This is a genomic window from Nonomuraea sp. NPDC004580 (assembly GCF_040609855.1).
GTDB classification, from domain to species: Bacteria; Actinomycetota; Actinomycetes; order Streptosporangiales; family Streptosporangiaceae; genus Nonomuraea; species Nonomuraea salmonea.
The window spans coordinates 17,786-30,759 of sequence record NZ_JBEXLH010000062.1; the positions used below are offsets into that span (position 1 = coordinate 17,786).

The 12,974-nt window shown below is 71.8% G+C and carries 12 protein-coding genes; 6 read left to right on the top strand and 6 right to left on the bottom strand.

All coding sequences use genetic code 11. The features are described from left to right. Positions 1 to 7 precede the first annotated feature (7 nt). Entirely contained in the window at positions 8 to 481 is a 474-nt protein-coding gene (locus tag ABZW11_RS38240; protein WP_355428589.1) for a MarR family transcriptional regulator, read from the bottom strand. Between the two features lie 78 nt (positions 482 to 559). Between ABZW11_RS38240 and ABZW11_RS38245 the strand changes: the two genes are divergently transcribed. Continuing rightward, complete coding sequence (locus tag ABZW11_RS38245) at positions 560 to 2,659, top strand: MMPL family transporter (protein ID WP_355428592.1); 2,100 nt, start codon at positions 560 to 562, stop codon at positions 2,657 to 2,659. A 141-nt stretch (positions 2,660 to 2,800) separates the two neighbouring features. Here the strand turns inward: ABZW11_RS38245 and ABZW11_RS38250 are convergent, their stop codons facing one another. Beyond that, positions 2,801 to 3,676 (bottom strand): hypothetical protein, encoded by an 876-nt coding sequence (locus ABZW11_RS38250; protein ID WP_355428595.1) that lies wholly within the window; start codon positions 3,674 to 3,676, stop codon positions 2,801 to 2,803. Positions 3,677 to 3,791: 115 nt separating this feature from the next. Here ABZW11_RS38250 and ABZW11_RS38255 point away from each other — a divergent pair, with 115 nt between their 5' ends. Then, complete coding sequence (locus ABZW11_RS38255) at positions 3,792 to 4,304, top strand: SigE family RNA polymerase sigma factor (protein ID WP_355428597.1); 513 nt, start codon at positions 3,792 to 3,794, stop codon at positions 4,302 to 4,304. Next, on the top strand, positions 4,291 to 5,016 hold the full coding sequence (locus ABZW11_RS38260) for a hypothetical protein (RefSeq protein WP_355428600.1): 726 nt from the start codon (positions 4,291 to 4,293) through the stop codon (positions 5,014 to 5,016). Before ABZW11_RS38255 ends, ABZW11_RS38260 begins: the two co-directional genes overlap by 14 nt. Here the strand turns inward: ABZW11_RS38260 and ABZW11_RS38265 are convergent. Continuing rightward, positions 5,000 to 6,277, bottom strand: coding sequence for an acyltransferase (locus ABZW11_RS38265; protein WP_355428603.1), 1,278 nt, complete (start codon positions 6,275 to 6,277; stop codon positions 5,000 to 5,002). The genes ABZW11_RS38260 and ABZW11_RS38265 overlap by 17 nt on opposite strands. Before the next feature lie 136 nt (positions 6,278 to 6,413). Here ABZW11_RS38265 and ABZW11_RS38270 point away from each other — a divergent pair, with 136 nt between their 5' ends. Next, entirely contained in the window at positions 6,414 to 7,748 is a 1,335-nt protein-coding gene (locus ABZW11_RS38270) for a GAF domain-containing SpoIIE family protein phosphatase (protein ID WP_355428605.1), read from the top strand. On the opposite strand, the gene ABZW11_RS38275 is transcribed toward ABZW11_RS38270, so the two are convergent. After that, positions 7,743 to 8,741, bottom strand: a complete 999-nt coding sequence (locus tag ABZW11_RS38275; protein ID WP_355428608.1) for an ABC transporter permease — start codon at positions 8,739 to 8,741, stop codon at positions 7,743 to 7,745. The genes ABZW11_RS38270 and ABZW11_RS38275 overlap by 6 nt on opposite strands. 93 nt (positions 8,742 to 8,834) lie before the next feature. Here ABZW11_RS38275 and ABZW11_RS38280 point away from each other — a divergent pair, with 93 nt between their 5' ends. Then, positions 8,835 to 9,689: a phosphotransferase gene (locus tag ABZW11_RS38280; RefSeq protein ID WP_355428611.1), complete on the top strand. Its 855-nt coding sequence runs from the start codon at positions 8,835 to 8,837 to the stop codon at positions 9,687 to 9,689. A 322-nt stretch (positions 9,690 to 10,011) separates the two neighbouring features. On the opposite strand, the gene ABZW11_RS38285 is transcribed toward ABZW11_RS38280, so the two are convergent. Both ABZW11_RS38285 and ABZW11_RS38290 read right to left on the bottom strand, forming a co-directional pair. Next, positions 10,012 to 10,197: a hypothetical protein gene (locus ABZW11_RS38285; protein WP_355428614.1), complete on the bottom strand. Its 186-nt coding sequence runs from the start codon at positions 10,195 to 10,197 to the stop codon at positions 10,012 to 10,014. A 169-nt stretch (positions 10,198 to 10,366) separates the two neighbouring features. Continuing rightward, a complete protein-coding gene (locus tag ABZW11_RS38290; RefSeq protein ID WP_355428617.1) occupies positions 10,367 to 11,371 on the bottom strand; it encodes a polysaccharide deacetylase family protein in 1,005 nt (334 codons plus the stop codon). A gap of 379 nt (positions 11,372 to 11,750) precedes the next feature. Here ABZW11_RS38290 and fdhA point away from each other — a divergent pair, with 379 nt between their 5' ends. Next, positions 11,751 to 12,974: a formaldehyde dehydrogenase, glutathione-independent gene (gene fdhA / locus ABZW11_RS38295; protein ID WP_355428619.1), complete on the top strand. Its 1,224-nt coding sequence runs from the start codon at positions 11,751 to 11,753 to the stop codon at positions 12,972 to 12,974.

Consider the following 12,974-nt stretch of genomic DNA (forward strand, 5'->3'; position numbering starts at 1 on the left):
GTTCGCGTCAGCGGGGGGTCGAGCGGAGGACGGCGAGTTCCTCGTTCATCGTGTCGAAGAAGGCGGCGACCGTGCGCAGCTCGCCCGGGCTGAACCGGCTCAGCACCCGCTCGGTGCCCCGGCCCAGCGGGCGGAAGAACGCGCCGGCCAGCTCTTGGGCGGCCTCGCGATAGTGCAGGTGGACCACCCGCCGGTCGTGCGCGTCGCGGACCCGGCGGATGTGCCCCGCCCGCTCCAGCCGGTCGAGGCAGGCGGTGACCGCGCCCGAGGTGAGATTGAGCTCCTCGCGCAGCCTGCCGGGCGTGATCGGGCCGGGCGAGTCGAAAATCATGATGAGCGCCTGCACATCGGTGGTGTGCAGGCCCTGTGCCTGGGCGAACTCGTGGGCGATGCGGTTGAACTCGGCGGTCATCCGGCGCAGCCGGGTCGCGAAGGACCGCAGGTCGATCTCAGGCTCGCCGTCCCCCTCGCCGCCGTTCATGCGGACCATGCTACATTAGCTTGATAATTGAGAATCTCACTAGTCGAGCTACTGAGCATGGCGAAAGGGTGACCCCGCATGGCGCGGCGATCGATCCGCCGGCTCGTCCCGGCACTGCTGGTGCTGGCCTGGCTGGCCGTGGGCGGCGGTCTCGGACCGTTCGCCGGCAAGCTCTCCGAGGTCTCCACGAACGACCAGGCGGCCTTCCTGCCCGAGAGCGCCGAATCCACGCGGGTTCTGCAGGTGCAGGAGAAGTTCCGGCAGGGAGACACACAACCCGTCATCGTCATCTGGACCTCGGACGGCGCCGCCGTCACTCCCGAGCAGACCGCGGCGGCCACCGAGGCGCTCGCCGCGCTGCGCGGCACGTCCGGCGTCGTCGGCGCCCCTCCCCCCGCCTTCGCCTCCGACGACGAGAAGGCGCTGCAGGGCATCGTGCAGCTCAGCCCCGACATCAGCAGCGGCGGCCTCGGCGACGTGCTGGACCGCATCCGCGGGGCCGTCCCCGTCGAGGGTCTGACCACGCAGCTCGGCGGCCCCGCCGCCACCAGGGCCGACCTGGGCGACGCCTTCTCCGGCATCGACGGCCTGCTGCTCGGCGTCGCGCTCGTCACCGTCCTGGTCATCCTGCTGGCCGTCTACCGCAGCGTGCTGCTGCCGCTGATCATCATCTCCGGCGCCGTCTTCGCGCTCGGCCTGGCCTGCGCCGTGGTCTACTTCCTGGCCGACCGCGACATCGTCCGCGTGGACGGCCAGGTGCAGGGCATCCTGTCCATCCTCGTCATCGGCGCGGCCACCGACTACGCGCTGCTGCTCACCGCCCGCTTCCGCGAGGAGCTGGCCGCCGGGCGCGACAGGTTCGCGGCCGGGCGCATCGCGCTGCGCCGCTCGATCGAGCCCATCGTGGCCAGCGCCGCCACCGTGGCGCTCGGCCTGCTCGCCCTCCTGCTCAGCAGCCTGACCAACAACCGCGCACTCGGCCCGGTCGGCGCCATCGGCATCGCCTGCGCCGCGCTCAGCGCGCTCACCTTCCTGCCCGCCACCCTGGTCCTGCTGGGCCGTGCCGCCCTGTGGCCGGCCAAGCCGCGCCCGGCCGACGCCGGCGCGAGCGGCATCTGGGGCCGCGTGGCCACGCTCATCGACCGCAGGCCGCGCCTGGTGTGGGCCGCGTCCGTGCTGCCGCTCGCCGCGCTCGCCCTCTTCGCGCCCCAGCTCAACGCGCGCGGCGTGCCGCTGGAGGAGACGTTCGTCAACGACGCGCCCTCCGTGGCCGCCCAGGCGGCGCTCAGCGAGCACTTCCCCGGCGGCTCCGGCCAGCCCGCCGTCATCGTCGCGCCGGAGGAGCGCGCCGCCGCCGTGACGGACAGGGCGAAGGCCGTCGACGGCGTCTTCGAGGCCGCGCCGGTCAGCGAGAGCGGGCGTCCCGGCGGCGCGGCCAAGGTGGTCGACGGCAAGGTGCTGATCGAGGCCACGCTGCGCGACGAGCCCGACAGTGACGCCGCCAAGGACACCGTCAAGCGGCTGCGCGACTCGCTGCACTCCGAGGGCGGCGTGCTGGTCGGCGGCTACAGCGCCCAGCAGCTCGACACCACCGACACCGCGAAGAAGGACACGCTGCTCATCGTCCCGGTCGTGCTGGTGATCATCCTGCTCATCCTCATCGTGCTGCTGCGCTCGCTGGCCATGCCCGTGCTGCTGGTCGCCACCGTGGCGCTGAACTTCCTGGCCACGCTCGGCGTCTCGATGCTCGTCTTCGAGCACCTGCTCGGCTTCACCGGCAGCGACGCGTCGGTGCCGCTGTACGGGTTCGTCTTCCTGGTGGCCCTGGGCGTCGACTACAACATCTTCCTGATGTCCAGGGTCCGCGAGGAGACGGAGCCGCACGGTGCCCGCGAGGGCGTGCTGCGCGGCCTGGTCAGCACCGGCGGGGTGATCACCTCGGCGGGCGTGGTGCTCGCGGCCACGTTCGCCGCGCTGGTCGTGATCCCGCTGACGTTCCTCGTGCAGACCGCGTTCATCGTCGCGTTCGGCGTGCTGCTCGACACGCTCGTGGTGCGGTCGCTGCTGGTGCCGGCGCTCGTCCGCGACCTGGGCGGCCGGGCCTGGTGGCCCAGCAGGCTCGGCCGCGGGCACGAGTCGCGGCCGGCCGCCGAGCCGTCACCGGCTCAGCGGCGGTGAGCCCGGCGATGCCGGCACCGGCGATGATCACGCGCATCGAGCTGGGTCCGGTCATGAACGCTCCCCGGGACACATGACCGTTGTCAGGAGCGTAGAGCGGAACCCGGAAGATCGCCATGCCCTCACCTGCCCGCCGGCCGGTCAGGGGAGGGCGGGGACCGCCGGTGGCGCGTCGGTCCAGCCGGCCTCCACCACCGTGGTCTCGTCCCTGCCGGCCGGCTGCCGGTCAGGGTTGTCGGTCGCGTAGCCGTACGACAGCAGCATCATCCGCTCGGTGTCCACGATGAACCGCTGGGTGGTCGCGTTCTTGTCCCCCTGGCGTATGTACACGACGGCGCTGCCGGTGCGGCCGAGCGCGTCCGTGGCCTGGCCGGCGGCGCGCACGCCCGGCATCGTGAGCAGCGTCTCGTACGCGGCGGTGCGGACCTCCTTCGGAGCGGGCAGGTCGTGCAGGAGCAGGGGCAGCGCCGACGTCACCCACGAGTCCAGGCCGTTCTCCGGGACTCGGTGGACCCGGCCGGCCTGGCGCAGCCAGTCCTTCAGGCGCTCGGCGTCGGCGGGCAGGCGCTGCACCTCCTCGTACGTCAGCCGCTGCCCCGCCAGGAAGAACTGCGTCGAGGATCGGTTCGGCGTGACGTGCCCGTTGGCGGGCTGGGTGGACAGCTTCACTGTCTTGCCGTCGATGGACTCGCTCCACTTGCCGGGGGAGCCGTCACGCTGCCACGCCTGCTCGTCGGCGGCGCTGATCGGCCGTGCCCCCAGCTCCCTGCTGCCGGTCCAGAACCGGCCGTCGCGGGTGGCCCAGTCCTCTATGATCTGCCGCTCGGTCAGCCGGTAGGGGTCCGCCTTGGTGCCGAACTGCCACGGATGCTCCGACGCGTGGATGACCCGGGTGTGCCAGTAGGCGCCCTCGGGTGACACGGCGGCGGTCGAGGCGGTCATGATGCCGGCGCCGAGGGCCAGTCCGGCGGCGACGGCGGTCGCCAGGAGGCCCGCGATTCTCGTACGTCTCGTCACGCCCTCCTATACGCCCCGGCCCGGCCGGAGGTTGCCCGCGAAATAATCGCCGACCGCCGGGCAACGCGACTCCCGGCCCGGGCGTATCAGAGGGCGTGACATTGGACAGACGATCGTGAACGGCGCGGAACACGACTTCGGCGCGTTCGTGGCGGCGCGCGGCACGAGCCTGCTGCGCGTGGCGTACCTCGCGTGCGGTGACGCGAGCGAGGCCGAGGACGTGCTGCAGACCGCGCTGGAGCGGACCTATCGGAACTGGGACAGAGTCCGCCACGACAGCCCCGAGCCCTACGTGCGCCGTACCATCATCAACCTCTCCATCAGCCGCGCCCGCCGCCGCGCGATCCTCAGCTTCATCCCCGTGCACACCCCGCCGGAGCGCGCGGCCCGCACGACGGACGCCGACCTGCGGCATGTCCTGATGGAGGCGCTGCGCAGGCTGCCGCCACGGCAGCGCGCGGTGGTCGTGCTGCGCTACTGGGAGGACCTCAGCGAGCAGCAGACGGCCGAGGTGCTGGGCTGTTCGACGGGGACGGTGAAGAGCCAGGCGTCGAAGGCGATGGCGAAGCTGCGTGCGGCGTTCGGCGGCGCGGACGTGGAGGGAGTGATCAGCAATGCCCACGCTTGAGAACGAGCTGCGCCGGCTCATGGCCGAGGCGACCGCGGATCTGCACGCGGCGCCCGACCTGCTGGAACGGGTGGTCGCCCGCACCAGGAGCCGGCGCAGGAGGCTCAGCGCGACCGCGGCGGCCCTGTCGGTGGCGGTGATCGCGGCCATGCCGGTCGGGTACGTGGCCGCCGGCTCGCTGGCGACCTTCCCCGACCAGGTGACGGCCACGGTGGAGCCGCCGGCCATCGACGACACCCCGCCGATGCGGTCGGACCCGCCGGACCTCGGTGACCTGGGCGACGGCCGGGAGTTCGGCCACGTCAAGGTGGGCTACCTGCCCAAGCGCCTGCGGTGGCAGCGCTGGTCGATCGACTTCGGTGACAGCTACAGCGCCGGCTACGACTACAAGGGCGACAAGAACGGCTTCTACTGCGTCCAGATCTACATGTACGAGAACGACGCCTCCTTGGAGCTCACCGACCGGATCCAGATATACCGGAGCGAAGGGGACGGCGAGGACGTCACCGTCGGCGGCCGGGCCGGATACCTCGTCGTCCAGAACGTCGGCGAGGACGGCATGAAGGGCACGCCGACGATGTTCGTGCAGCTGAAGGAGCGGCAGTGGGCGGAGATCTCGTTCAGCCCGACCTACGCCAAGGACCTCAAGAGCGCCACGGTGGTCAAGGCCGAGCTGCGGAAGATCGCGCAGGGGCTCAGCTCGACGCTCTGACCGCAGGCCTGGTCAGCCGGCGGCCGAACGCGTGGGCCGGCCGCTCGACGTACCGGTAGGACAGGGCGGCCGACCCCACCACCGTGCAGCACACCACCAGCGAATAGCCGATGCGGGTGGGCAGCGGCACCGGGCCGGGGTCGGGGACCAGCCGCCGCAGCACCTGGATGAACAGGGGGTGCAGCAGGTAGACGGAGTAGCTGATCAGCCCGAGGCGGACGAGGGGGTGCGGCATCGCGTACGAGCGCACCAGGCGGCAGGCCAGGAACGTCAGCCAGGCCGCCGCCAGCGCCGCCGACCAGCTCCACCGGAACGCCATGGCCTCGTCGCCCGGCATGCCCCAGCCGGGGCCGTACCAGAAGGCGGCGGCGATGGACGCGGCCGGCACCAGCCCGATCACCCAGCGCCCCACGCCGCGCCTGAGCTGCCCGTGGTCGAGCCGGTAGAGCGCGGTGCCGGCGAACATCGTGCCCAGGATCGCCACGCTCTGCCAGGCGCCGATCCGGCTGTTGACGCACAGCAGCACGATGGCCAGCGCCCCCACGGCGGCGCCGCCGGCCAGGCGGAGACGGTGACCGCCCATGAGGACGGCGGCCAGCCCCAGCACCCCCACGCCGGTGGCGGCCACGACGGTCACCTCGACGCCGAGCGCGCCCGACAGCGCGCCCGCGGGCAGCATCCCGCCCACGAGCACGCCCGTCACCGCCACGCCGAGCACGCCGGTGGTGCGGGGGCGTCCCCGCCCGAGCAGGAAGAGCGCGGTCACCAGCAGGTAGAAGACCATCTCGTACGACAGCGTCCAGAACACGTTGACGACGCCGGGCACCTGGAGGAAGTCCTGCATCATGGTCACGTGGGCGAGGGCGCCCGTGAGCGGGTGGTCGGCGACCTGGTCGGGCAGCTCCCAGTAGACCGGCACCAGCCCGAACAACGTCCCGGCGAGCGCCACCAGGATCCACAGCGGATAGAGCCTGAACAACCGGCCCGCCCAGAACCCGGTGACGCTGCCCCGCCGCTCCAGCGAGGCCGGCACCACGTAGCCGCTGATGAGGAAGAACACCATCACGCCGTACTGGCCGAAGTCGAACCACGGGCTGACGTTGGCGCGGACCTCGGGGAAGAGCGCGTCCAGCAGGTGCTCGAAGAGCACGGCCAGCACGGCCACACCGCGCAACGCGTCGAGCCAGGTCTGCCGCCGGGCCGCCGGCCGTTCGTGCCCCTGCAGGCCGCTGCCCTTCTCGGCGGCCACGTTGGTAACCATCCCATAACGCTAAAGGGTCAAGCTGGGTGAATGCTGAGAGTCAAGACCGGACCCCTGATCGAGCGGGCCTGTGACCAGGTGTCATGCCAGGGGCACGGGGCATGAGGGGAGGGCGGCGGCATCTCGGGGGGTGGAGGTGAGCGAGCAGGAGCGCGACGGCGGCGCGTACGGTGCGGACCTCGGCCCGCTGGGTGCCGAGAGCGTCCAGCGCATGCGGGCGGGCCTGCGTCAGATCCAGGAGCTGCACGGCCGGATGGAGCGGCTGCTCGACGCGATCCTGGCGATCAGCTCCGAGCTGGAGCTGAACCAGGCGCTGCGCACCGTCGTGGAGGTCTCGGCCGACCTGGTGGACGCCCGCTACGGCGCGCTCGGGGTGCTGGACGAGCAGGGGCAGTTCAGCGACCTGGTCACCTACGGGGTGCCCGACGAGGTGGCCGACGCGATCGGCCGCATGCCCACCGCCCACGGCCTGCTGGCCGAGCTGGTCTCGCGGCCCCGCCCGATGCGCATCGACGACGTGACCACGCATCCCGCCTTCCGCGGCTACCCGGCCTCACACCCGATGATGAAGTCCCTGCTGGGCGTGCCCGTCCTGGTACGCGGCACCGTCTACGGCAACATGTACTTCGCCGACAAGCGCGGCGGCGGCCCGTTCACCGGCGACGACGAGCGGCTCATCGCGGCCCTGGCCAGCGCGGCCGGCGTGGCCATCGAGAACGCCCGCCTGTACGAGCGCATCCGCCGCGGCGCCGAGTCCTTCCAGCGCAGCCTGCTCCCCGAGCTGCCCGACATGAACGGCCTGCGGGCGTGCGCCCGCTACCGCCCCTCCACCGCGATCCCGCCGGTCGGCGGCGACTGGTACGACGTCGTCATGCTGCCCGACGGCGTGGCCTGCCTGGTGGTGGGCGACGTGATGGGTCACGACGTGCGCTCGGCGGTCGTCATGAGCCAGATCAGCAACATGCTCCGGGTGATCGCGTACGAGCTGTGCCGGCCGCCGTCCCGCATCCTCGCCCGCCTGGACGAGGTGCTGCACGGCCTGCACGGCGGGCCGATGGCGACGGTGCTGGTGGCCCGCCTCGAGGAGCGCGGCGACACGGAGTGGCTGCTGCGCTGGTCCAGCGCGGGCCATCCGCCGCCGCTGCTGGTCACCGACGACGGCGCGGCCTTCTACCTGCGGGCGGAGGCCGGCCACCCGCTCGGCGTCGCCCCCGATCTGCCGCGTCCCGACCACGAGCAGGTGGTCCCGGCCGGCTCGAACCTGATCTTCTACACCGACGGCCTGGTGGAGGAGCCGCCTGAGGGGATCGACGCGGGCATGGCCGACCTCGCGCGCGCCGCCGCCGAACTGCGCGACGTGCCGCTGGAGGAGATGTGCGACCGGCTGCTCGCGCACCGCGGCGAGCGGTTCTGCGACGACGTCGCCCTGCTCGCCATGCGGGTGGCCGCGCCCGCGGCCCTGCGGTCATGAGCCGGGACGGCGCTCGCGCAGGATGAGGAAGACCGCCATCGAGCCCAGCGCCCACACAGCGAGGACGAGGAACGGCATCAGCCGCTGGTGGCCGCCGAAGTAGACGGCGGTGTGCTGGGCGTTGACCGAGGCGCCGGGCGGCAGCCAGCGGCCGATGGCGCCGAGCGGCGAGGGCAGCAGCGGCCACGACACCGCGCCGCCCGACGACGGGTTGCCGAGCAGCACCATCAGTCCCCAGGTCGGCAGCATGGCCCAGCGTCCGACGAGGGTGTTGAACATGGTGAACACCATCCCCGACGCGAACATGGTCAGCGCCAGGATGAACCACGACTCCATGATCGGCAGGTTGAGCGCGCCGAGCACCCAGTCGACGACGGCGACGATGGCCAGCGCGCCGAGCGCCGAGTACGTGAGGACGGCCGCGATGCGCTGCCAGGGCGTCAGCCCGCCCGCGTGCACGTTGAGCTGGACGGCGCCGATGAACCCCATGACCACCGCGGCCAGCGTGATGTAGAACAGCGCCAGCCCGCGCGGGTCGCCGCGCTGCAGCGGCTTGATGTCGCGCACGGTCAGCCGGACCCCGATGCGCGCCGCCGCCACGGGCGCGGCCTGGGTGAGCACCTGCGCGACCGACGCGCCCGCGGCGCCGGAGACGTCGAGCCTGACGTCCGAGCCGCGCACCACGAGGATCCCGAAGACCCGCTGCTCCTCGACCAGCTGCCGGGCGTGCGCCGGTGACGGCTGGTAGATCAGCGCGAGCGAGGCGTTGAGCTGCCGTTCGAGGCCGGCGGCGAACGCCCTGCCGCGCACGGTCTCGTGGCTCACCCCGACCACCGCGACCGGGATCCGATGCGGGGTGGGGTTGGCCATGGCGTACGTGTAGGAGCCCGCGAACAGCCCGGCTCCGGCCGAGACGATGAGGATGAGCACGGTGGCCGGCCCGTACGGCGACTCCTTGAGAGCCGCCCAGCGGTGGCGCAACCGTTCGTGCATGCCCTCACGCTAGGCATGCGCGGTCCGCCGCCCCGGCGGTGACACGCGCCCCTTGGGCAGGTTTGATCCTTCGGCGGCGGATAGGCTCGCGCGGTGAACGAGCCAGAACCTTTGACCGACGACCTGCTGGAGATCGCCGACGCGCTGGTGCCAGGCGCGCCGCTGGACCGGGCGCGGCGCGGTCCCGGCGGGGTGCACGACGTGGTGCTGCTGCCGGGCGTGGCGGCGGTACGCGTCTCCCGCCGCCCGCTCGGCGCGGCGCAGATGCCGCGCGGGGTCGAGATCCTGCGCGCGGTCCGGGCGGCCGGGCCGCCCTTCGAGGTGCCTGAGCCGCTGACGCCGGTGACCGACTTCGGCGAGCGCAGGGCCGTGGCGGTCTCCTGGCTCGACGGTACGGGGCTGCCGGAGGGCCAGGGCGATCCCGGGCAGATCGCCGGGCTGCTGGCGGCGCTGCGCGAGCTGCCGGTGACGGAGGAGCTGCGCGGGCTGCTGCCCGCGCCCAGGGCGCACGACGGGCACTGGGCGCGCGTGCTGGAGCACGAGGTGCTGCCCCGGCTGCCGGAAGGGCTGCGGCCCGAGGCGGAGCGCAGGCTGGCCGCGGCGCTGGAGCTGGAGACGGTGCCCGACGTGCTGGTGCACGGCGACCTGGCCGGCGACAACGTGCACTGGGCGCAGGACGGCACGCTGGTCGGGGTGCTCGACTGGGACCGGGCGCAGCTGTTCGACCCGGCGATCGACGCCGCGTTCATGGGCTGGCACGGCTGGGAGAACGTGCGGGCGGCCGTGGACGCCGACACCTATCGCCGGGCCAGGGTCTGGGACCGGTTGTTCGGGGTGAACATCCTGTGCGCGGTGTTCACCATCGGCGGTGACCCGCTGCCCCTCCCGGACAGTTACGCCCGGCACATCGCGGCCTGGATGGAGGCGGAGGCGGGCGCGGTCCGGTAGCCGCTTTACGTAGTGATATCGCCGTCAAGGCACCGTGAAATCGCGAAATATGCCCCAGTTTGTGGTGATTGCTGGCCTAGCCTGAACACGAAGGGAGCAAAGCTACGGGGGAGGAACGACCATGGCTGGAGGTCCCGGATTCGAGCAAGGGGGCGGCTGCGGCCGACACGGCTGGCGATGCCGCTGGCGGAGGCGCCGCTGGCGCTGGAGGAGAAGGCGCTGGTGGGGCTGGGGCGGCCCCTGGGGAGACGGCTGGGGCTGGTGACGGCTCCTGACCGTACGAACGATCATGATCGTCCCGGGCCTGGGGGTCCCGGCACGGTCATGACCGCTCGACCCCGGCGCACCACACCCGCAGCACGTTGCGCGTGGCGGTGATGTCCGCGAGCGGGTCGCCGTCGATGAGCTCGTCGTGCAGGCTCTCCCCGTACGGGACGGCGAGCGCGTCGCCCAGCTCCTCATTGGCGTCGGAGCCGGCCAGGACCGCGACCGCCGAGGACGTTGTCACGCTCGTGGAGGAGATCCTGCTCCCCCTGGCGGCCCCGCGCTGAGCGGCCGGCGGCGGGCCCCGGCTCAAGGACCCGCCGCCTCCCCCCGTCCGGCCGCGGCGGAAAGGGCACCAGGCGGCGCGGCCGGACGGGACGTCGGGCAGTCGTCGGGCAGTCGTCAGGCGGTCGTCAGGCGGTGCGGCAGGAGACCGAGGGCCAGGTCCAGTTGCCGCCGTGCTGGACGGTGAAGCCGAAGGTGTTGCCGTTGCCGTTCGGCCGCATCGTCATCACGCGCCCGCTGGAGTCCCAGGACGGGCTGCCGTTCCACGTGGCGATGACCCGCTGCGGCGAATTCAGCGTCACCGTGACGATCCACGAGTTCGACCCCGACGCCGTCACCGACAGGTTGAACCGGTCGCCCCACTGCTGGCCCGGCGTGATGGCGGCGGTGCAGGAGTCGCCGGGCGGCGGGGTGGTGGGGCCCCCGCCGCCGTCGGGGGCGACGGCGCGGCCGGTGCTGGGGGAGATCATGCCGGCGCACAGGTTGCGGCTGCGCAGGTTCGCGGCGATCTGGGGGATGGCGGCCAGGGTGGCGGCGTACTGGTCGTGCATGAGGATGACCTGGCCGTTCTGCAGGCGGCCCGCGGCCTGGACGATCTGGGCGGTGCTCGCGCCGTTCCAGTCCTGGGAGTCGACGTCCCACAGCACCTCGGTGAGGCCGAGCTGCTGCTCGATGGCCCTGACCGTGCCGTTGGTCTCCCCGTACGGCGGCCGGAACAGCCGCGGCGCGCTCCCCGTGACCTGCTGGATGATCTGCTGGGTGCGCTGCAGCTCGGAGGTGATCTGCGCGCTGCCGAGCTGCGTCAGGTGGGGGTGCGACCAGCTGTGGTTGCCGATCCACATGCCCGCGTCGCGCTGCGCCCTGACCAGGCTCTGGTTGTTCTGGGCGTTCTGGCCGGTGTTGAACATGGTGGCGCGCAGGCCGTTCGAGGTCAGGGCGTTGAGCAGGTTGAGCGTGTTGCCGGGATTGGGCCCGTCGTCGAACGTCAGCCCGACGTACCCGGCGCTGCAGTCCGCTGCGGCGGCGTGGCGTTGGGCCGCGACGGCTGAGGTGGCGGTGACGGCGAGGCAGGTGGCGAGGATCGCGCCTAAGAGCGCGGTGACGAGCGCGCTGCGGCGTCTCCGGTCGATCATGCTGATCCCTTTGATCGTCTTAGGGGGCTGCACCTGCGGTCATTGTGAGAACGGCACCGAAATGTGTCAACGCCTGACAGAAATGTTTCGGACAGGCATGAGTAATGAGGCGGGAAACAATGGATCTCACATGCTTCTATGGCGACCGATAGTTTTCGGATCCATGAAAGCTTCTTCCATGGCTACGGCAGGTCTCGGTCAACGGCGGGCCCCTAGTCGGTCACAGTCGGAAGCGGGCAGAAAGCGGTGGGTATATTCGGCAGGAGAGGGCGGTTTATACGTCTTTTTCAACTTCTGTCGCAATGTCGCGGGCAGGGGGGTGATCAGGAAGGCCGTCGAGAACCGTACGCCCGTCACCTTCTGAAGGGGGGAGTTCCCCATGCCCGGCAACAAGGGAGTCGTGTACGAAGGCCCAGGAAAGGTCGAGGTCCACGAGCTCGACTATCCCGACTTCGAGCTGAAGGACGGTCCCGGCGTCAACCCGGGCAACGTCGGGCGCAAGCTGCCCCACGCCGCCGTCGTCAAGACCGTCGCCACCAACATCTGCGGCAGCGACCAGCACATGGTCAGGGGCCGTACGACCGCGCCCCAGGGCCTCGTGCTCGGCCACGAGATCACCGGCGAGGTCGTCGAGACGGGCCCCGGTGTGGAGTTCATCAAGGCCGGTGACCTCGTGTCCGTGCCGTTCAACATCTCCTGCGGCCGGTGCCGTAACTGCAAGGAGGGCAAGACCGGCATCTGCGAGCACGTGAACCCCGACCGGCCCGGTTCGGCGTACGGGTACGTCGACATGGGCGGCTGGATCGGCGGGCAGGCGCAGTACGCGCTGGTGCCGTACGCGGACTGGAACCTGCTGAAGTTCCCCGACAAGGACCGGGCGATGGAGAAGATCCTCGACCTGGCCATGCTCTCGGACATCTTCCCGACCGGCTACCACGGCTGCGTGACCGCCGGCGTGCAGCCCGGCTCGACCGTCTACATCGCCGGCGCCGGCCCGGTCGGACTGGCCGCCGCCGCGTCCGCGCTGCTGCTCGGAGCAGCCGTCGTCGTCGTCGGCGACCTCAACGAGCAGCGACTGGAGCAGGCGCGCAGCTTCGGTTGCGAGACCGTGGACGTCTCGCAGGGCGAGCCCAAGGACCAGATCGAGCAGATCATCGGCGAGCCCGAGGTGGACTGCGCCGTGGACGCGGTCGGCTTCGAGGCGCGCGGTCACGGCCGCGAGGCGCAGACGGAGCATCCGGCGACCGTGCTCAACACGCTGATGGACATCACCAGGGCGGGTGGCGCGCTCGGCATCCCCGGCCTGTACGTGACCGGCGACCCGGGCGCCGCAGACGAGGCCGCCAAGCAGGGGTCGCTGTCGATCAGGATCGGGCTCGGCTGGGCCAAGTCGCACAGCTTCACCACGGGACAGTGCCCGGTCATGCGCTACAACCGCCGGCTCATGCAGGCGATCCTGCACGACCGCGTCCAGATCGCCAAGGCCGTCAACGCGACGCCGATCCCGCTGGACGAGGCGCCGCGCGGCTACCAGGAGTTCGACGAGGGCGCGGCCCGCAAGTACGTCCTCGACCCGAACGGCTACCTCGGCGCCGCCGCCTGA